Source organism: Actinoplanes sp. M2I2, from assembly GCF_023544445.1.
In the GTDB taxonomy this organism is placed as follows: Bacteria; Actinomycetota; Actinomycetes; order Mycobacteriales; family Micromonosporaceae; genus Actinoplanes.
The window spans coordinates 132,763-151,257 of sequence record NZ_JALPVJ010000007.1; the positions used below are offsets into that span (position 1 = coordinate 132,763).

General features: G+C 70.8%; 17 protein-coding genes. 6 read left to right on the forward strand and 11 right to left on the reverse strand.

Annotated features, from left to right (window positions below; all coding sequences use genetic code 11):
• Positions 1–4: 4 nt before the first annotated feature.
• Positions 5–1,270, reverse strand: coding sequence for an RIP metalloprotease (locus HJC40_RS15070; protein WP_250001710.1), 1,266 nt, complete (start codon positions 1,268–1,270; stop codon positions 5–7).
• Positions 1,270–2,478, reverse strand: a complete 1,209-nt coding sequence (dxr, locus tag HJC40_RS15075) for a 1-deoxy-D-xylulose-5-phosphate reductoisomerase (protein ID WP_250001711.1) — start codon at positions 2,476–2,478, stop codon at positions 1,270–1,272. Before dxr ends, HJC40_RS15070 begins: the two co-directional genes overlap by 1 nt.
• A gap of 136 nt (positions 2,479–2,614) precedes the next feature.
• Here dxr and HJC40_RS15080 point away from each other — a divergent pair, with 136 nt between their 5' ends.
• Both HJC40_RS15080 and HJC40_RS15085 read left to right on the forward strand, forming a co-directional pair.
• A complete protein-coding gene (locus HJC40_RS15080; protein ID WP_250001712.1) occupies positions 2,615–3,442 on the forward strand; it encodes a YhjD/YihY/BrkB family envelope integrity protein in 828 nt (275 codons plus the stop codon).
• 65 nt (positions 3,443–3,507) lie between these two features.
• On the forward strand, positions 3,508–5,103 hold the full coding sequence (locus HJC40_RS15085; protein ID WP_250001713.1) for an NAD(P)/FAD-dependent oxidoreductase: 1,596 nt from the start codon (positions 3,508–3,510) through the stop codon (positions 5,101–5,103).
• Positions 5,104–5,513: 410 nt separating this feature from the next.
• Here HJC40_RS15085 and HJC40_RS15090 read toward each other — a convergent pair whose 3' ends face one another.
• Positions 5,514–7,070: a Rieske 2Fe-2S domain-containing protein gene (locus tag HJC40_RS15090; protein ID WP_250001714.1), complete on the reverse strand. Its 1,557-nt coding sequence runs from the start codon at positions 7,068–7,070 to the stop codon at positions 5,514–5,516.
• A 127-nt stretch (positions 7,071–7,197) separates the two neighbouring features.
• Between HJC40_RS15090 and HJC40_RS15095 the strand changes: the two genes are divergently transcribed.
• Complete coding sequence (locus tag HJC40_RS15095; protein WP_250001715.1) at positions 7,198–7,431, forward strand: DUF2631 domain-containing protein; 234 nt, start codon at positions 7,198–7,200, stop codon at positions 7,429–7,431.
• 62 nt (positions 7,432–7,493) lie between these two features.
• Here HJC40_RS15095 and HJC40_RS15100 read toward each other — a convergent pair whose 3' ends face one another.
• From HJC40_RS15100 to HJC40_RS15135, 8 genes are all read right to left on the reverse strand, one after another.
• Positions 7,494–8,708 carry a DivIVA domain-containing protein gene (locus tag HJC40_RS15100; RefSeq protein WP_250001716.1) on the reverse strand — a complete coding sequence of 405 codons (1,215 nt, stop codon included), beginning with the start codon at positions 8,706–8,708 and terminating at the stop codon, positions 7,494–7,496.
• A gap of 37 nt (positions 8,709–8,745) precedes the next feature.
• Positions 8,746–9,924 carry a 23S rRNA (adenine(2503)-C(2))-methyltransferase RlmN gene (gene rlmN / locus HJC40_RS15105; RefSeq protein ID WP_250001717.1) on the reverse strand — a complete coding sequence of 393 codons (1,179 nt, stop codon included), beginning with the start codon at positions 9,922–9,924 and terminating at the stop codon, positions 8,746–8,748.
• A 40-nt stretch (positions 9,925–9,964) separates the two neighbouring features.
• Positions 9,965–11,077, reverse strand: coding sequence for a phosphatidate cytidylyltransferase (locus HJC40_RS15110; protein WP_250001718.1), 1,113 nt, complete (start codon positions 11,075–11,077; stop codon positions 9,965–9,967).
• Entirely contained in the window at positions 11,077–11,634 is a 558-nt protein-coding gene (gene frr / locus HJC40_RS15115) for a ribosome recycling factor (RefSeq protein WP_250001719.1), read from the reverse strand. The genes HJC40_RS15110 and frr overlap by 1 nt, the downstream gene beginning before the upstream one ends.
• Positions 11,635–11,683: 49 nt before the next feature.
• The gene (pyrH, locus tag HJC40_RS15120; protein WP_250001720.1) at positions 11,684–12,445 is read right to left on the reverse strand and encodes a UMP kinase; all 762 of its coding nucleotides are present in this window, start codon (positions 12,443–12,445) and stop codon (positions 11,684–11,686) included.
• Between the two features lie 102 nt (positions 12,446–12,547).
• Positions 12,548–13,375: a translation elongation factor Ts gene (gene tsf, locus HJC40_RS15125; protein WP_250001721.1), complete on the reverse strand. Its 828-nt coding sequence runs from the start codon at positions 13,373–13,375 to the stop codon at positions 12,548–12,550.
• A gap of 35 nt (positions 13,376–13,410) precedes the next feature.
• Positions 13,411–14,385, reverse strand: coding sequence for a 30S ribosomal protein S2 (gene rpsB / locus HJC40_RS15130; protein WP_250001722.1), 975 nt, complete (start codon positions 14,383–14,385; stop codon positions 13,411–13,413).
• Between the two features lie 211 nt (positions 14,386–14,596).
• Positions 14,597–15,319, reverse strand: coding sequence for a hypothetical protein (locus tag HJC40_RS15135; protein WP_250001723.1), 723 nt, complete (start codon positions 15,317–15,319; stop codon positions 14,597–14,599).
• Between the two features lie 73 nt (positions 15,320–15,392).
• Between HJC40_RS15135 and HJC40_RS15140 the strand changes: the two genes are divergently transcribed.
• Genes HJC40_RS15140 through HJC40_RS15150 form a run of 3 tightly spaced genes read left to right on the forward strand, consistent with a single transcriptional unit; the run spans position 15,393 to position 18,458 of the window.
• Positions 15,393–15,752, forward strand: a complete 360-nt coding sequence (locus tag HJC40_RS15140; protein ID WP_250001724.1) for a YraN family protein — start codon at positions 15,393–15,395, stop codon at positions 15,750–15,752.
• 11 nt (positions 15,753–15,763) lie between these two features.
• Positions 15,764–17,290, forward strand: coding sequence for a YifB family Mg chelatase-like AAA ATPase (locus HJC40_RS15145; protein WP_250001725.1), 1,527 nt, complete (start codon positions 15,764–15,766; stop codon positions 17,288–17,290).
• Positions 17,280–18,458, forward strand: a complete 1,179-nt coding sequence (locus HJC40_RS15150) for a DNA-processing protein DprA (protein ID WP_250001726.1) — start codon at positions 17,280–17,282, stop codon at positions 18,456–18,458. The genes HJC40_RS15145 and HJC40_RS15150 overlap by 11 nt, the downstream gene beginning before the upstream one ends.
• The last annotated feature ends 37 nt before the right edge of the window (positions 18,459–18,495 follow it).

Here is an 18,495-nt window from a genome sequence, read left to right on the forward strand (position 1 = left end):
CACATCACCTGTTGAAGATCGTGATCGGGTTGACGATATCGGCGGTAGCTGTCAGCAAAGTGAACACCCCACCGATCAAGATGACTGCGTAGGTGACAGGCATCAGCTTGTAGTAGTCGACGCGGCCCGGGTCGGGCCGGCGCAGCCGGGCGTAGAGCCACGAGCGCACCCGTTCGTACCAGGCGATCGCGATGTGCCCGCCGTCGAGCGGGAGCAGCGGCAGCAGGTTGAAGATGCCGATGAACACGTTCAGCGAGATGAAGACGTTGAGGAACAACTCGGGCACGCCGTACTGGAAGGCCTCGCCGCCCAGCCGGCTCGCGCCGATGACGCTGATCGGGGTGTCCGGGTCGCGCTCGCTGCCGGTGATCGAGTTCCACAGCGCGGGGATCTTGTCGGGAATCCGCTTGAGCGCCTCGAACGTGTTCTTGAACAGGAACCAGCCGTAGTCGGCGGTCGCCGGGAACGCCTCGGCCGCGTTGTACTTGATCTGGGACGGGATGCTTCGCACGTCCCAGCCGATGCCGGCCACCGAGACCGTCGTGGTCGGGCCGTCCTCGTCGGTGATGGGCGTGCGCTGGGCCGCGACCAGGTTGACCTCGGCCGTGCCGGGGACGCCGGCACGCTCGTACCGGAAGGGCACGGTGCCCGCCGGGAGCGTCCGGACGATCTCGGTGAGCTGACCGTACGTGCCGATCGGGCGGTCGCCGACCTGGGTGATCACGTCACCGTCGCGCAGCCCGGCCGCGTACGCCGGACCGGCGACCCCGCCGTTCTGCCCGGGCACGCAGTCCTGCTGGGTGGCCGGGATGTTGATCCAGGTGCACTCGCTGATCGTGATGACCGGCTTTTCCTTGAGCTGGTCGTCGATCGTCTGCGGGTACGCCGTGTTGGGCAGGCCGAGCGAGATGGCGACGAACCAGGCGGCCACCGCGGCCAGCAGGAAGTGGGTGATCGAGCCGGCCGACATGACGACCGTGCGCTTCCACACCGGGAACCGCCACATCGCGCGGGGCTGGTCCTCGGGGGCGACGTCGTCGTCCTGCGGCGTCATGCCGACGATCTTGCAGAAGCCGCCGAGCGGGATGAGCTTGAGGCCGTACTCGGTCTCGCCCCGGTGGAACGAGAAGATCGTCGGGCCGAAGCCGACGAAGTACTTGGTGACCTTCATCCCGAAGCGCTTGGCCGTGATCATGTGGCCGAGCTCGTGCAGACTCACCGAGATCAGGATGGCCAGCGCGAACGCGGCGAATCCCAGCCAGTAGTACATCAAGCTCCCTTAGCCGCGATAGCGATCAACTGCTGCGCCTGGGCGCGCGCCCATGACTCGGCGGCGAGCACTTCCTCGACGGTACTCGGCTCGGCAAATCCCGGGGCCGCCGCGAGGACGCGTTCCAACGTGTCGACGATGCCCAGAAAAGGTAGCCGACCGGCGACGAACGCGGCCACACACTCCTCGTTCGCGGCGTTGTAGACCGCTGGGCGGCAGTGCCCGTCCCGGCCCGCCTGCTTGGCCAGCTCGACCGCGGGGAACGCCTCGTCGTCGAGCGGCCGCAGCTCCCAGTTGTGGGCCTCACGCCAGTCCACGCCGGGCGCGGCGCCCGGCACCCGCTCGGGCCAGGCCAGCGCGAGCGCGATCGGCAGGCGCATGTCGGGCGGGCTGGCCTGGGCCAGAGTCGAGCCGTCGGTGAACTCCACCATCGAGTGCAGCACCGACTGCGGGTGCACCATCACCTCGATGTCGTCGTAGGGCACCGCGAACAACTCGTGTGCCTCGATCACCTCGAGCCCCTTGTTCACCATCGTGGCCGTGTTGATCGTGACCACCGGGCCCATGTCCCACGTCGGGTGCTTGAGCGCGTCCTCCGGTGTGACGTTCGTCAACTCGGAGCGGCGGCGGCCCCGGAAGGCTCCCCCGCTAGCGGTCAGCACCAGCCGGCGCACCTCGGCCGCCGAGCCGCCCCGCAGGCACTGGGCCAGCGCGGAGTGCTCGGAGTCGACCGGGACGATCTGCCCCTCCCGGGCCAGGCGCCGCACCAGCGGGCCACCGGCGACCAGCGACTCCTTGTTGGCCAGGGCGAGGATGCGGCCCTCCTCGAGCGCGGCCAGCGTGGGGGCGAGCCCGAGGCTGCCGACCACGCCGTTGAGCACCACGTCACACGGCTGGCGCGCGAGCTCGGTCATCGCGTCCGGCCCGGCCACGATCTTGGGCAGCTTGAAGTCGCCGGTCGCCCAGCCGCGGCGCTGGGCCTCGGCGTAGAAGGCGAGTTGCAGGTCCTGCACCACCGACGAGCGGGCCACCCCGACCACGTCGACCGCGAGCTCGAGCGCCTGCGCGGCCAGCAACTCGACGTTGCCCCCGCCCGCGCCGATCGCGACCACCCGGAAGCTTTCCGGGTTGCGCCGGACGATGTCGATGGCCTGAGTGCCGATGGATCCGGTCGAGCCGAGCAGTACGAGGTCACGCATGGCGTCCATCTTCCCGGACGCCCGCTCGTCGCCCGCGCCCGAGTTCGGCCCCGGTCATCGCCGCCGGCTCGGCGCCGGCCGAGTGGAGTTCGTCTCCGGGCCCGGACGACGGGTGGGCCGGTCGACATCTGGGTAAGGCAGGGCCATGCCGGGGTGGGTGGCGCGGGCGCGCCAAGTCGTCAGCGCGCCGTTCCGCTCGTTGCGGGGACGGGATCTGTCGCTGCACGCCGCGGCCGTCACGTTCTATGCCGGGATCGCCGTGGTGCCGATCGCCCTGCTGGCCATCTGGATCACCGGGCTGATCGCCGGAGCCGACCGGGTACGCCGGCTGACCGGACGCACCATCGGGGCCTTGCCGGACGCCATCGGCGCGCCCCAGGCGCTGTCCGCGCTGATCGAGGCCGGACTCCACCTCACGCCGCTGTTCGCGCTGGCCAGCCTGCTGCCGGCCACTCTCTACGGCGAAGGGCTGCGCCGGGCGTTCGTCTCGTTGCGGATGCCGGGCGGTGAACCGCTGGTCGGCTGGCGCGGGCGGATCCTCTGGCTGCCCCTGCTGGCCGCGGCCCCGGCCCTGCTGCTCGCGATGTTCCTCGCGCTGCCGTCGACGAGCGCCCTCTGGGTGCGCGGCGGCTGGTACAGCGTGCTCGGGGTCGTGCTCTCGTTCCTGGCCTCGTGGCTGGTGCTCACGCCGGTGCTGATCTGGGTCTACCGCTACGTGGCGCCCGGCCGGCCCCGCTGGTTGTCGACGATCCTGGTCGGGTCGTTCACCGCGGCCAACCTGTCCGGCTTCCTCCACGGCTTCGTGCTCTTCTGCTCGCTGCCGCTCAACCTGGGCGCCCCGTTCGGCGGCTTCGACGAGATCGGCGGCATGGTCGCGGTCGGGCTGTGGCTCTACCTGTTCCACGTCATCGTGCTGGCCGGGTACGCCGCGACGCGCAGCGCCAGCGCCTACCAGACCCGGCGCGAATCGTGAGCTGAGCTCCCCGCGTACGAGCAGTTGAAGAAACATCGCATACCGGCGCGCTACCCTCAGTCGTCATGACCACCCTCCCCGCCCGGTCCGACGTAGTGATCATCGGAGCGGGCCACAACGGCCTCGTCTCCGCCATCCTGCTCGCCCGCGCCGGCCTGAGCGTCGTCGTCCTCGAGGCCACCGACGTGATCGGCGGCGCGGCCCGCACCGAGCATCCGTTCGCCCAGGCGCCCGGCCTCGGCCACTCCACCGGGTCGTACCTGCTGGGTCTGATGCCACCCGAGTTGCTGCGCACGCTCGACGTGGACATCCCCGTGCTGCGCCGCGACCCGCACTACTTCCTGCCCACGCCCGGCCCGGCCGGATCGCCCTACCTGCTCCTCGGGCGCGACCACTCGGCCACCCGCGAGCAGCTCGAGCGCTTCTTCTCGCGCCGCGACGTCGTCGCCGACGAGCAGCTCGCGGCCGAGATCGGCGCGCTGCGGGCCGACCTGGCCCCGGCCTGGCTCGAGGAGCCCGGAACTGTCGAGGAGACGGCCGACCGCTACATCCGCCCGCAGCTCCAGAGCACCTTCATCGACCTCGTCCGCGGTTCCGTCGCCGACTACCTGGCCCGGTTCGGCTTCAAGAGCGAACTGCTCGTGAGCATGTACGCCGTCACCGACGGCCTGTCCGGCCTCAACGCCGGCCCCGACGACCCCGGTACGGGCCACAACTTCCTCGTGCACAACATGTGCCGCCTGCCCGGCTCCGACGGCACCTGGATGATCGCCCAGGGCGGCATGGGCACGGTCACCCGCGTCTTCGCCGACGCCGCGCGGGCCGCCGGCGCCCAGATCGCGACGGGGGTCCCGGTCACCGCGGTCACCGTCGACGGCGGGGCGGCCGGCGGTGTCGTCCTCGCCGACGGTCGTTCCATCGAGGCCCGGGTGGTGCTGGGCGCCTGCGACCCGTACCGGTTGATGGACCTGGTGCCCGCGGGCTCGCTGCCCCCGGAGCTGACGTCGCGCATGGCCGCCGTCCGGCGCACCGGGACGACGCTCAAGCTCAACCTGGCCCTGCGCGGGCTGCCCTCGTTCAGCTGCCTGCCGCCGGGGACCGCGTCGCCGTTCGGCTCGACGATTCATCTGCTGCCCGGGTCGGCGGGGCTGGCCGGTACGGCGAGCACGGACTCACCGATGGCGGCGCTGCGGGCCATGTGGGCCGACGTGCAGGCCGGGCGGCTGCCGGCGGAGCCGACGATCGAGTGGTATCTGCACACGACCGTCGACCCGTCGTTGCGGGACGCGGAGGGGCATCACTCGTCGGCGTTGTTCGTGCAGTCGGTTCCGTACGCGCCGGCCGGGTCGACATGGGAGCGGGAGCTACCGGGGTACGTGGACCGGTTGCTGGAGATCTGTGAGCGGTATGCGCCGGGGACCCGGGAGTTGGTGGTCGACATGATGCCGTTGACGCCGCCGGGTATCGAGCAGCACTTCGGGATTACGGGAGGGCACATTCATCACGTGGACAACACGGTCGCGTTTGATGAGCGGATGCCTTATTTCACGGGGGTGGACGGGCTGTATGCGGGGTCGGCGGGGGCTCATCCGGCGGGGTCGGTGATCGGGGCGGCTGGGCACAATGTGGCTCGGCGCATCTTGATGGATCTTGGGGTGTAGGAACGGCTGGGTTGGGGCGCGGGACAGGCGTTCGCTTGCGTCGTGGGTTGGTCACTTCCCTCCACTTCTCGGGGTAAGACCCTGGGGCGCTTTGAACTAAGACCCTGGGGCTCTGCCCCAGACCCCGGCCATCGCTCGGAGATCTCCCTGGCGATGGTTGCGGTGGGGCGGTGATCTCCTCGCGGCGGCTGCTTCAGGGAATCGAAAAGGCGGAGGGGACGCAACCAAAAGGCGGGTTGCGTCCCCTCCGCCTTTTCGATGGGGCTGAGGCTGCCGTCGCGAGGAGATCACCTGAGTAGCTGGTGGGAGCTCGCGCCCTTCGGGCGTCGCCGCTTGGCCACGCTGCCTCGACGGGAGTTGCCGTCTGTACCACCCGGCCGGCTACGAGATCCTTCTGCTCTTGCTTGTGCTTACTGTGCCGTCTTCTCGGCTCGGATCTTGTGGCCGACGCTGGTCAGGCAGCGGCCGGTGGGGAGGTCGAACTTCCAGCCGTGGAGCTGGCAGGTCAGGACGTTGCCGTCGACGATGCCGAAGCGGCTCAGGTCGGCCTTGAGGTGGGGGCAGCGGCGCTGGACGGTCCAATCGCCCAGTTGGGTGTCCTCGGCCTCCACGGCCTTCTCGTGCTCGTCGTACCAGCCCTCGGCGTACTGCAGGCGCTCCTCGGAGAGGCACTTGAAGAACGCGTAGACGTATTCGTTGTACTGGCCGATGCGGGCGGCGGAGAAGCGGCAGCTCAGGAACAGGCTGTTGACCCAGTCGCCCTCGTCGATGTGGATCAGGTGCTCGATCAGGGCGCGGCCGGTGCGGAAGCGGTAGCGCACCTTTTCGTCGTTGTAGGGGCGCACCTGCTTGCCGGGGAAGTCGACGACGATCGACTCGACGACCTCGCCGTCGGTGCCGAACGAGTCGGTCAGGTCGAAGCGGACCGGGCCGCCGACGCCCTGGGCCAGGTAGAGCGACTCCTCGAGGAGGGGCTCGATGCGCTTCTTGAGCTCGCCGAGCACGTCGATCTCGGGGTGCCGCCACGACGCCTTCTCGGCGGCGATGACGGGGGCCTTGCGCTCCCGCATCTCCTCGAGGTGCTCGCGCTTGTGGGCGAAGAACTCGTCGACCGGGGTGGGGTGGGTGGTGTCGGCCGACTTCTCGGTCAGCTCGGTGACGCTGCCGGGGAGCAGGACGATGCCGTTGGTGCCGCCGACCTTGGCGTACTCCTCGAGGAACACCGACTGGTCGGGGAAGATGTTGCCCTCGTCACCGAAGATGTCGTTGAACTGCCAGAGGGAGTCGTCGAGGAAGCAGGGCGGACCGGCGATCGGGAAGACGTGGTCGGCCTTCAGGTCGTCGATGTAGCGCCAGGTGCGGTCGAACTGGCGGTCGCGCTTCTGCTTGCCGAACGCCGTCTTGGCCGCATCGGGCAGCTCGTAGACCATCGGATACCAGATAGCGCCGGAGAACTGCAGCATGTGGGCGTGCACGTGACCGAGGTCGTTGAAGATCTGGAGGTCGGTGGGGCGGGCGTCGTTCTGGTTGAGCACGCGGATGCCGTCGTGCTCGACCCAGAGCGACGAGTCGCCGATCGGGCCGTCGGTCGGGCTGATCAGGGCCTGGATCATCACCCGGAGGCCGCCGTCGAGCTCGTGCACCTCGTTCGACTTCGTCTTGAAGAAGCTGGTGAAGCCCAGGTCGCGCAGCTCGTCCTCGAGCTGGCTGGTCGGGTACTCCGGCAGGAGCACCGTCGCCTTCTTGCTGATGAAGTGCTTGAGGTGCTCGGCGTCGAAGTGGTCCCGGTGCAGGTGGGAGACGTAGAGGTAGTCGACGTCGCCCAGCGTCTCCCAGTCGAGCAGAGAATTGTCCGGGAAAGGGAACCACGAGGCGAAATATGCCGGGTTCACCCACGGGTCGCACAGAATGCTGCCGGCGGCCGTGTCGATCCGCATGCTCGCGTGCCCAGTGCCTGTGATCCGCACCGTTCTACTCCCTCGATCCAAGAACCCGACCGCATCGAAGGTACCGGGTCCGGGTTGGTGGGCCGCGCGCGGAGGCGTCGTGCGAAACTGGACACGATAGATCGCCCTGGAGAGGAAGGACTCAGTCGTGGCTGCCGATCAAGATCCGGTGTATGCCCCCGACCAGCTCAAGCCGGGCGACCGCAAGCGGGGTCGCAAGGGCGCCATTCTCAGCGCCGTGGTCATCCTGATGTTCTTCTGGGGCAACCACGAGGGCAACACCGAGAACATCTGGCTCGTCCTCTTCGCGGTCGGTCTGCTCGGCGCGCTCGTCCTCGACAGTGTGCTGCGGCGCAACGGCCTGCGGCCCGAAGACCACTAGAACCGGCACGAAAAAGGCCCGCTCGACGCGGGCCTTTTCCATGCGCTGGGTCGTGCGTCGGGTCACCGCCGGCGGGTCAGGATGTCCTTCACCTCGCGCAGGGCGGCGTCGACCTCGGCCTCGAAGTAACCGCCCGGCACCAGGCCGAACTGCAGCATGTCGAGGTCGTTCTCGGGCACCGGCATGGGACCGCGGCCGGTCATCGCCCCGAGGATGCCCTCGAAGAGCCGGTCGACCTGGGCCGGGTCGTAACCGCTGCCGAAGCGGCGCGGTTGGAACGTGCGGCGCAGCTGGTCGATCCGGTAAAGCTCGCCGCCCGGCTCGCCCATCGGCGGGGGAAGCTGCGGCTGCTGCTGCTGGCTGCCGTAGGCACCGGGCGGGCCGCTCATCGGAGCGTTGCCCATCGGCGGGCCTCCCATGGGGGGACCACCCATCGGCGGGCCACTCATCGGCGGGGCGCCGTAGCCGCCGCGCGGGTCCTGCTGCTCGCGCTGCGGCATGCGGATCTCGGCGGTCATGTCGGTCTTGCCGTGCCGGCCCGCCTCGAAGCCGTCGAAGCCGGTGGGCGTCTCGAAGCCGCCGGTGTCGTAGCCCTGGTCGTAACCGCGCGGGTCACGGTCGTAGGACGGCGGGGCGACCGGACGCTGGGGCAGCTGAGGCTGCGCCGGCTGGCCGTAGCCGGTGGGCTCGTCGTAGCGCCCGTACTGCTCGGACGGGGGCATCTGGCCGCGCTGCGGCTGTTGCTGCGGCTGCTGCGGCTGCTGGAAGCGGTCGTCGCGGACCGGCGGAGCCGGCAGGCGCTCGGTGGGCGGGGCCATCCGGCCGCCCATGCCCGGACCGGCCATGCCCTGACCCGCCATGCCCTGAGGAGCCATGCCCTGGCCGGCCATCGTCTGGCCCATGCCCTGACCGCCGCCCATGCCGCCGCTCATCGCGGCGCCCAGGCCCTGCTTGGGGCTGGCGAACCCGCTCGAGGAGAGACCGCCGCGCAGCGAGTCCCGCATCGGGTCGGTCGAGGAGCCACCGCGGCCGCCTCGGTCCTCGAGCTCGGCCAGCTGCCGCTCGACGCGGTCGAGGTGGAGGTCGACCTGCCACTCGTCGTAGCCGCCGAAGCGCACGCGGAAGACCACGTCGTGCACCTCCTGCGCGCCGACGGGCGGGCCCGACTGCTCACCGGCGAGAGTGGCCTCGACGCGGTCGAGGAAGGAGTCGACTTCGTCGACCTTGTAGCCGCGGCGCAGCGCACGCCGCCGGAAACGCTGCCCCTGACTCGTCACAACGTCTCCCACTCCGCTCGCTGGGACCTGAGCCCAGTCACTGTGCCACCTCCGCTGCGGCTGCGGCGCCCCCAGCGCTCGCCTCCGTGAGCTCGCCCGCGGCCAGTTGGCCGCACGCGCCATCGATCTCCCGGCCCCGGGTATCGCGGACCGTCGTCGCCACTCCGGCCTCACGCAGCCGGCGGACGAACTCGCGCTCGACCGGTTTCGGACTCGCATCCCACTTGCTGCCCGGTGTCGGGTTCAGCGGGATGAGATTCACATGCGCCAGCTTGCCGCGCAGAAGCTTGCCGAGGAGGTCGGCACGCCAGGGCTGATCGTTGACGTCCCTGATCAGGGCGTACTCGATCGAGATCCGGCGTCCGGTCCGGGCCGCGTACTCGTACGCGGCATCGAGCACCTCGGCCACCTTCCAGCGCTGGTTGACGGGCACAAGCTCATCGCGCAGATCATCATCGGGGGCATGTAGGGACAACGCAAGGGTCACGTTGAGCTCTTCGGCCGTCAACCGGCGCATCGCGGGCACGAGACCCACGGTGGAGACCGTGATGTGCCGTTGCGAAAGTCCCAGACCCTCCGGCGCCGGAGCGGTGAGCCGGCGCACCGCCTCGATGACCCGGGGGTAGTTGGCCAGCGGCTCGCCCATGCCCATGAACACGACGCGGGACAGCCGCGGCGGCGACCCGGTGACCGCGCCGCTCGCCGCCACCCCGGCCAGGTAGACCACCTGGTCGACGATCTCGGCGACCGAGAGGTTGCGGGTCAGGCCCTGCTGGCCGGTAGCGCAGAACGGGCAGGCCATGCCGCAGCCGGCCTGGCTCGACACACAGGCCGTCACCCGGTCGGAATAGCCCATCAGGACACTTTCCACCAGCGCGCCGTCGTGCAGCCGCCAGAGCGCCTTACGGGTCGCGCCGTCGTCACAGGCCAGCTCGCGCACCGGGGTGAGCAGCGTCGGCAGCAGATCGCCGGTGAGCCGGGCGCGCGTGGCGGCCGGGAGGTCGGTCATCGCGTCGATGTCGCGCACGAGCCGGCCGAAGTAATGGGTGGAGAGCTGCTTCGCGCGGAACGCGGGCTCGCCGAGCGCGGTCACGGCCGCCTGGCGGGCCGCGAGGTCGAGGTCGGCGAGGTGGCGAGGAGGCATCGACGGACGGCGCCGGATGGCCACTGAGTCGGGCTGGTCGGGGCTGGTCGGGATGACCGGAAGAATCGTCATGGCCCAACCAGTCTCGCACGCTCGGCCGAGTACGCGCCGGTCACGTGTTCGCCCCGATCAGGGCGAAGAGCAGGTAAGCGGTGGGAACGGCGAACAGGATGGAATCGAGGCGGTCCATGAGGCCACCGTGACCGGGCAGCAGGTGACTCATGTCCTTGAGGCCCAGATCACGCTTGAGCATGGACTCGGCCAGGTCACCCGCGACCGCCACCACCGCGATGACCGCGCCGAACAGCAGCCCCCAGTAGAAGGGGATCTCCAGCAGGAAGTGCAGCAACAGGGCGCTGCCGATCGCGGCCGAGGCCACCGAACCGGCGAAACCCTCCCAGGTCTTGCCGGGGCTGATCGACGGCGCCATCTTGTGCCGGCCCAGGAAGACGCCCACCGCGTAGCCGCCTGTGTCGGAAAGCACGACGGCGAGCAGGGTGCAGAGCACGCGCCAGCGGCCGTCCTCGCCCGCGTCGGGCAGCTGGAGCAGCACCCCGAAGCTCAGCAGGAAGGGGACATAGATCGCGATCATGACGCTGGCCGACAGGTCGCGCCGGAACGCGGCCGCCCCGTCCGCTATGCGCCAGATCACCGATGCGGCGATCGTCACCACCAGGCCGAGCAGCAGCGCGTCGGGGCCGTCGTGCCAGGCCAGACCGACCATCAGCAGCGAGCCGGCGATCAGCGGGACGAGCGGGGCGTCGGCGCCGGAGGCGCGCAGGGCGCGGGCCATCTCGTAGACGCCGACGGCGGAGGCCAGCGCGATCACGCCGAGGAAGGCGTCCGGCCAGATCACCAGCGAGCCGAGGACGACCAGGATCATCGCCACGCCGACCGCGATGGCGGCGGGCAGATTGCGGCCGGCCCGTCCGGTCACCTTGCCGCCCGCGCCCTTGGCACGGCGGCGTCCCTTGATCGGCTTCTCGGTCTCGGGCAGGTCTTCGGGGCGCGGATCCTCAGGGCGCGAAGCCTCGGGGCGCGAAGCCTCGGGGCGCGGAGTCGTCTGCGGCGGAGGAACGAGGGGAAGCTGACCCGTCGGGACGTCCTCGCCCGCGTGCCAGGCCGGCCCGGCCGGGCCGGGGCCGCCGGCGCCGTAGGCGTACGGCGACGGCACGCCCGGGTCGTCGCCGGCGCTTCGCCCGGCACGCGGATCGAGGTAGGACATCAGACTTCGAGCAGCTCGGCTTCCTTGTGCTTGAGGAGCTCGTCGACGGTGGACACGTACTTGTGCGTCGTGTCGTCGAGCTCCTTCTCGGCGCGGCGGCCGTCGTCCTCGCCCGCTTCGCCGTCCTTGACCAGGCGGTCGAGCTGCTCCTTGGCCTTGCGGCGCACGTTGCGGATGGCCACCCGGCCCTCCTCGGCCTTGCTGCGCGCCACCTTGATCATTTCGCGACGGCGTTCCTCGGTCATCTGCGGCAGGTGGATGCGCAGCTGGGTGCCCTCGTTGTTGGGGTTCACCCCGAGGTCCGAGTCGCGGATGGCCCGCTCGATCGGCCCGAGCTGAGTCGCGTCGTAGGGCTTCACGATGACCATGCGCGGCTCCGGGACGCCGACGGAGGCCATCTGCGTCACCGGCGTGGGCGCGCCGTAGTAGTCCACCACGATCTTGGAGAACATCGCGGGGGTGGCTCGCCCGGTACGGATCGCGGCGAACTCCTCCTTGGCGTGCTCGACCGCGCTCTCCATCTTTTCTTCGGCCTCGAAGAGGGTCTCGTCGATCACCGGCTCTTCTCGCCTCCTTGCTCTCTTGGTGGTGCAGGGATTGTTGGGCTCAGGCGGTGATGAGAGTGCCGATCTTCTCGCCGCTGACCGCGCGGACAATGGTGTCGTCGCCCTGGGCGCCGAAGACCAGCATGGGGAGGTTGTTTTCCTCGCAGAGGCTGAAGGCGGCCTGGTCGGCCACGCGCAGACCCTGCTGGATCACGTCCTGGAAGGTGATGGTGTCGAGCTTGCGCGCGGTGGGATCGATGCGCGGGTCGGCGGTGTAGACGCCGTCGACACCGTTCTTGCTCATCAGCACGACATCCGCGTGGATCTCGAGGGCGCGCTGGGCGGTGACGGTGTCGGTGGAGAAGTACGGCATGCCGGCGCCGGCGCCGAAGATGACCGCGCGCCCCTTCTCGAGGTGGCGGATGGCGCGCAGCGGGATGTAGGGCTCGGCGACCTGGGCCATCGTGATGGCGGTCTGCACGCGGGTCTCGATGCCCTCCTTCTCCAGGAAGTCCTGGAGGGCCAGGCCGTTCATGACCGTGCCGAGCATGCCCATGTAGTCGGCGCGGTTGCGGTCCATGCCGCGTTTCTGCAATTCGGCGCCGCGGAAGAAGTTGCCCCCGCCGACGACGACCGCGACCTGGATGCCGCGGCGGATGACGGTGGCGATCTGCCGGGCGATGCCCTGCACGATGTCGGGGTCGACGCCGACCGCGCCGCCGCCGAACACCTCGCCGGAAAGCTTCAGGACTACCCGCCGAGGCCGTGTGGACGGCGAAGTCGGATCGTCAACCGGGACTGCCTGCTCGGTCACCAACGTCATGAGACCCGCCTTCCCCTCCATGCTCAGCAGAGACCTTATGGGAGAAGGAGGCCGGACGCAGAATCGCGTACCCGGCCTCCCTTGCCTCCAACGGCGGCCCGGTTACTCCTGGCCGACCTCGAACCGGACGAACCGGGTGATGTTGACACCCGACTCGTCGGCGATCTGCTTGACGGTCTTCTTGTTGTCGAGAACCGACGGCTGCTCGAGCAGGACGTAGTCCTTGAAGAAGGAGTTCACCCGGCCCTCAACGATCTTGGGCAGAGCCTTCTCGGGCTTGCCCTCCTCCTTGGCAGTCTCCTCGGCGATGCGGCGCTCCGACTCGACAACGTCGGCCGGGACCTCGTCGCGGGTGAGGTAACGCGGGCGCATCGCGGCGACCTGCATGCCGATGCTGCGGGCGTCGTCCTCGCCGGCCTCGTCGCTCTTGCCCTCGTACTGCACCAGGACACCGACCTGCGGCGGCAGGTCCTGCGCCTTGCGGTGCAGGTAGACCGCGACGTTGCCGTCGAGGACCACGAAACGGTTCAGAACGATCTTCTCGCCGATCTTGGCCGAGTACTCCTGAATCGTGTCGGCGACGGTCTTGCCGTCGAGCGTGGCCTCGAGCAGCGCGGCGGCGTCGGCGATCTTGTTCTGCTCGCCGAGCTCGACCAGCTGCTGACCCAGGGCGACGAAGTCGGGGGTCTTGGCGACGAAGTCGGTCTCGCAGTTGAGCTCGAGCAGCGCGTTGCCGGAGTGGCTCACGATGCCGTTGGCCGCGGTACGGCCGGCACGCTTGCCGACGTCCTTGGCGCCCTTGATGCGCAGGAACTCGACAGCCTTGTCGAAGTCGCCGTCCGCCTCGTCCAGCGCCTTCTTGCAGTCCATCATGCCGGCACCGGTCAGTTCGCGGAGCTTCTTGACGTCCGCGGCGGTGTAGTTAGCCATGACTCTCTCTCGATGTCAGTTCGGGATTGGCTGACTTACTCGGCGGGAGCGGCAGCGGCCGGAACGGGCTCGCCGGCCGCGGCGGGGGCCTCGGTGGCCGGAGCCTCAGCCGCGGGAGCCGCGGCCGCGGGGGCCTCAGCTGCGGGAGCCTCGGCGGCGGGGGCCTCGGCGGCGGGAGCCGCAGCGGGGGTCTCGGCCGGAGCCTCGGCCGCCTTCTTCTCGGCGCCCTCGTACAGGTCGCGCTCCCACTCGGGCAGCGGCTCGCCGGCGGCGACGGTGCCCGGCTCGGGCTTCTCGTCGGCGCCGCCCCGGCCACGGCCGGAGCGGGCGATCAGACCGTCGGCGACCGCGGTCGCGATGACCCGGGTCAGCAGCTCGGCCGAGCGGATCGCGTCGTCGTTGCCCGGGATCGGGAAGTCGACCTCGTCCGGGTCACAGTTGGTGTCCAGCACCGCGATGACCGGGATGCCCAGCTTGCGGGCCTCGTCGACGGCGATGTGCTCCTTCTTGGTGTCCACGACCCAGATCGCCGACGGCGTCTTGGTCATGTCCCGGAGACCACCGAGGGTCTTGGTGAGCTTGGTCTTCTCGCGGTAGAGCTGAAGGGTCTCCTTCTTGGTGTACCCGGCGGCGGTGCCGGTCAGGTCACCCAGAGCCTCGAGCTCCTTCATGCGCTGCAGCCGCTTGTAAACGGTCTGGAAGTTGGTGAGCATGCCGCCCAGCCAACGGTGGTTCACGTACGGCTGGCCGACCCGGGTCGCCTGCTCGGCGATGGCCTCCTGCGCCTGCTTCTTGGTGCCGACGAAGAGGATGTGGCCACCCTCGGCGACGGTGTCCCGGACGTAGGCGTAGGCCTTCTCGATGTAATCGAGCGTCTGGCGCAGGTCGATGATGTAGATGCCGTTACGCTCGGTGAAGATGAAGCGCTTCATCTTCGGGTTCCAGCGCCGGGTCTGGTGCCCGAAGTGGACACCGCTCTCCAGCAGCTGACGCATGGTCACAACGGCCATGGTGGGTTACTCCCTGTGGTCCCTGGTTGTCACACTCGCCGGCGGCGAGCGTCCTGGTGCCCGGTCGGCGGCCACGGTCGGACCCGAGTTGATCGAGACCAGGGAGGGCCGTCGCTGCAGGGCCGGTAAAGGACCTGACAGAGGGCACGCGAGGTCGACCGCACGAGGCGGTCGCCGTCAACCAGCATACGCCAAGCGTCGCCGGACGTTTTCAGGCGACTGCCAGGCCGGCCGCGAGCAGCAGGATCAGGCCCGCCGGCAGGTACGCGACCGGCGGCCGGAGCCAGGCTTCGCGGGCGATCGGGCCACCTCGGGCCACCGCGAACAGACCGATGCCGGTGAGCGTGAAGCCGAGCGTGAGCAGGACGGCGGGGACGATGCCGCGGGCGCTCGGATCGCCGGTGAAGGTGGCCTCGACCAGCAGCCGGACGACCGGAATCATCAGGACGACCATGACGACCGCGACGATGACGGACGTGACCGGCCGCCGGGTCTGATAGACGCTCTCCTTCCGCTCCGGCGCCGCCGGGGTCACCGGGGGGACCAGCGCGGTCGGCTCGGCCATCGGAGGCGGCGGCATCGCGTCGCCGGTCGGCCGGATCGTCGGGTACTCGGGGCCGCGGACCGGGACGCGCAGGTCCGGCTCGGGCGGCCGGGCATGACTGCCGCCCGAGGTGACCGGTCGCTGCTCCGGGAGCCGGAAGGCGCCGCTCGGCCGCTCGTGGATCCCCGAGTCGTACGGGTTGACCGGGATCGAGCCCGAGAGGTCGGACTCGGGCGGTCGGGAGTACTGGCCGGGCCCGGTGTACCAGCTCGGCTCTGCGTCATCGGCGTAGCGGCGTCCTTCCACGATGTCGAAACCTAGGTGACGACGGACATAGATGCCACCGGAGGGCCGATAACACACCTTGACGGTGACAGAGCGGTTTTCCACAATCGCGCTCCGTCCACAGAACGGGCGGTCGGCGCGCGGCGCGGCCCGTCCGGTCCGGGCCAGGTTGTGCGCCATGACGACGCAAAGGCGGGCCACAGGGGCCTACGGCGAACGGATCGCGGCCCAGCACCTCGAGGCGCACGGCCTCGTGATCCTCGACCGGAACTGGCGCTGCTCCGACGGCGAGGTCGACCTCGTGCTGCGCGACGGGGACGACATCGTGTTCTGCGAGGTCAAGACCCGGCGCGACGGCCGGTTCGGCCCACCGGCCGAGGCTGTCACCTACCGCAAGGTGCGCAAGCTGCGGCAACTCGCGCTGCGCTGGATCTCCGACACCGGTATCCATCCCCGGGAGATCCGCTTCGACGTGGTCGAGGTGCTCATGCCCGCCCACGGCGCCGGCCAGGTCACCCACATCCGCTCGGCGTTCTGACCGGGATCGCGATGAGCTACGCGCGCGTCCTCTGCGTCGGGCTGCTCGGCGTGACCGGGCACGTCGTCGAGGTGGAGGCCGACCTCTCCCCCGGGCTGCCCGCCGTCGTGCTGACCGGCCTGCCCGACACAGCCCTGCACGAAGCTCGCGACCGGGTCCGGGCGGCCGTGGTCAACTCGGGCAACACCTGGCCCAACCGGCGGATCACGGTCAACCTGCTGCCTGCCGCGCTGCCCAAGCAGGGCAGCGCGTTCGACTTGGCCATCGCCGCGGCGATGCTGACCAGCGCTGGTGAGTTGCCTCCCGCCGCGCTCGACGGGGTCGTGCTGCTCGGCGAGCTGGGGCTCGACGGCGCGGTACGACCGGTGCGTGGGGTGCTGCCGATGGTGGCCGCGGCGGCCGCCGCCGGGCTGCGCCGGGTGATCGTGCCGCTGGCCAACGCGCGCGAGGCGACGGTCGTCCCCGGCGTGACCGTCGAAGCCGTCGACACCCTGCGCCGGCTGGTCGGCTTCCTCCGCGACGGCGGGGAGCTGCTCGAACCCCCGCCGGCCGGCCCGGTGCCGGCCGCGCCCGGCTACGACCTGGCCGACGTCGCGGGACAGGAGATGGGACGGTACGGCCTGGAGGTCGCGGCCGCCGGCGGGCATCACCTGGCCCTGTTCGGGCCGCCCGGCGCGGGCAAGACGATGCTGGCCGAGCGCCTGCCGTCGATCCTGCCCGAGCTCGACGACGCGGCGGCGCTCGAGGTGACGGCCCTGCATTCGATCGCGGGGGTCCTGCCCCCGGACGGCGGCCTGGTCCGGCGGCCGCCCTACCAGGCGCCTCACCACACCGCCTCGGCCGCGGCGCTCGTCGGCGGCGGCAGCGGACTGGCCCGGCCCGGTGCTCTCTCGCTCGCCCACCGGGGCGTGTTGTTTCTCGACGAGGCCGCGGAGATCCCGTCGGCGACGTTGCAGGCGTTGCGGCAGCCACTGGAGAAGGGCCGGGTCGTGCTGGCCCGGGCCCGCGGCACGACCGTCTTCCCGGCCCGCGTGCAGCTCGTGCTGGCGGCCAACCCCTGCCCCTGCGCCAGTCCGGCCGGTGATCAGCACTGCACCTGCCCGCCGGCCGTACGGCGGCGCTACCTGGCCAAGCTGTCCGGCCCGTTGCTCGACCGCATCGACATCCGACTCACCTTGGCGCCGCTGAGCGCGGCCCAGCTGACGACGGCTACCGCCCCGGCCACCTCGTCGGCCGAGATCGCCGCGCGGGTGGCCACGGCCCGGGCGGCCGCCGCGAAGCGCTGGGCCGACGACGGCTGGCGGGTCAACGCCGACGTGCCGGGCCCGGTGCTGCGCCGCGCGCCGTGGCGGCTGCCCGTCGCCGACACCGCCGACCTGCGCGAATCCCTCGACAAGGGGCTGCTCTCGGCGCGCGGCTTCGACCGTGTGCTGCGGCTCGCCTGGACGATCGCCGACCTGGACGGCCGCGACCGCCCGGGGCGGGCCGAGGTCAGCGAGGCCATCCAGCTGCGAATGGGAGAAAGCCATGCCCTCTGACGACGACGATCGCGCGGCCCGGGTCGCGCTGACCTGGCTCGCCGAGCCGGGCAACCGCGCGGTGTGGTCGCTCGTGGAGGAGGGCGGGGCGGTGGCGACGCTCGATCGGCTGCTGCGCGGCGACGTGCCCGACGGACCGCTGCGGGCGGCGGCGCGGGCCCGGTCGGCCGATCTCGACCCGCGCCGGCTGGCCGAGCTGACGATGCGGCGGGCGCAGCGGCTCGGGGCGCGCATCGTGGTGCCGCCCGACGAGGAGTGGCCGTCGCGGGTGGCCTCGCTGGCGACGCTCGCGCTCGACGTGGCGGGCCGCGTCAACCAGGACGTCCGGCCGCCGCTGTGCTTCTGGGTCCGGGGGTCGTGGCCGCTGGGCGAGACGCTGGCGCGGGCGGTCGCGGTGGTGGGGGCGCGGGCGGCGACCAGCTACGGCATCCACGTGACCAACGAGATCGCGTACGGGCTGGCGTCGCACGACTGGACCGTGGTGTCGGGCGGGGCGTTCGGCATCGACGCCGCGGCGCACCGGGCGGCCATGGCGGCCGGCGGCCGTACCGTGGCGGTCCTGGCCTGCGGGGTCGACCGGCCGTACCCGGTGGGAAACTCGGCCATGTTCGACCGGATCGCCGAGTCCGGGCTGCTCATCAGCGAGTGGCCGCCGGGCAGCGAGCCGCTCAGACACCGGTTCCTCATCCGCAACCGGGTCATCGCAGCCGCCACGGTGGGCACCGTCCTGGTCGAGGCGGCGGCGCGCAGCGGGGCGATCCAGACGATGGGCCGGGTGCTGGCGCTGGGCCGGCCGGCCATGGTCGTGCCGGGCCCGGTCACGTCGGCCATGTCGGTCGGCTGTCATGAGCTGTTGCGCGAGAGACCGGACGCGACGCTGGTCACCGGGGCGCCCCACGTGCTCGAGGCGATCGGCCGCATCGGGGAGTATCAGAGCGATCCGGCGCGCGGGCCGGAGCACCGGCGCGACGGCCTCGACGAGGAGTCGGCGCTCGTGCTCGAAGCGGTGCCGCGGCGGGGAACGGCCACTTCCGAGGAACTGGCCGTCCGGGCGGGGCTGCCCTTGCGAACCGTTCTGCGACGACTGTCCTTACTGGAACTGGCCGGTTTGGTCGAGCGCCGGGACACCGGGGTGGCACTCGCGCCGCTCGCCCGGAGAGCCCGATGAACGCGCCACGCGCAGCACGACGAAGGGCGCCACCCGG

Coding starts and splice junctions, on each gene's coding strand:
- HJC40_RS15070 (WP_250001710.1), bottom strand. CDS start 1,270: ATGTACTACTGGCTGGGATTCGCCGCGTTCGCGCTGGCCATCCTGATC.
- dxr (WP_250001711.1), bottom strand. CDS start 2,478: ATGGACGCCATGCGTGACCTCGTACTGCTCGGCTCGACCGGATCCATC.
- HJC40_RS15080 (WP_250001712.1), top strand. CDS start 2,615: ATGCCGGGGTGGGTGGCGCGGGCGCGCCAAGTCGTCAGCGCGCCGTTC.
- HJC40_RS15085 (WP_250001713.1), top strand. CDS start 3,508: ATGACCACCCTCCCCGCCCGGTCCGACGTAGTGATCATCGGAGCGGGC.
- rlmN (WP_250001717.1), bottom strand. CDS start 9,924: ATGACGATTCTTCCGGTCATCCCGACCAGCCCCGACCAGCCCGACTCA.
- HJC40_RS15110 (WP_250001718.1), bottom strand. CDS start 11,077: ATGTCCTACCTCGATCCGCGTGCCGGGCGAAGCGCCGGCGACGACCCG.
- pyrH (WP_250001720.1), bottom strand. CDS start 12,445: ATGACGTTGGTGACCGAGCAGGCAGTCCCGGTTGACGATCCGACTTCG.
- tsf (WP_250001721.1), bottom strand. CDS start 13,375: ATGGCTAACTACACCGCCGCGGACGTCAAGAAGCTCCGCGAACTGACC.
- rpsB (WP_250001722.1), bottom strand. CDS start 14,385: ATGGCCGTTGTGACCATGCGTCAGCTGCTGGAGAGCGGTGTCCACTTC.
- HJC40_RS15140 (WP_250001724.1), top strand. CDS start 15,393: ATGACGACGCAAAGGCGGGCCACAGGGGCCTACGGCGAACGGATCGCG.
- HJC40_RS15145 (WP_250001725.1), top strand. CDS start 15,764: ATGAGCTACGCGCGCGTCCTCTGCGTCGGGCTGCTCGGCGTGACCGGG.
- HJC40_RS15150 (WP_250001726.1), top strand. CDS start 17,280: ATGCCCTCTGACGACGACGATCGCGCGGCCCGGGTCGCGCTGACCTGG.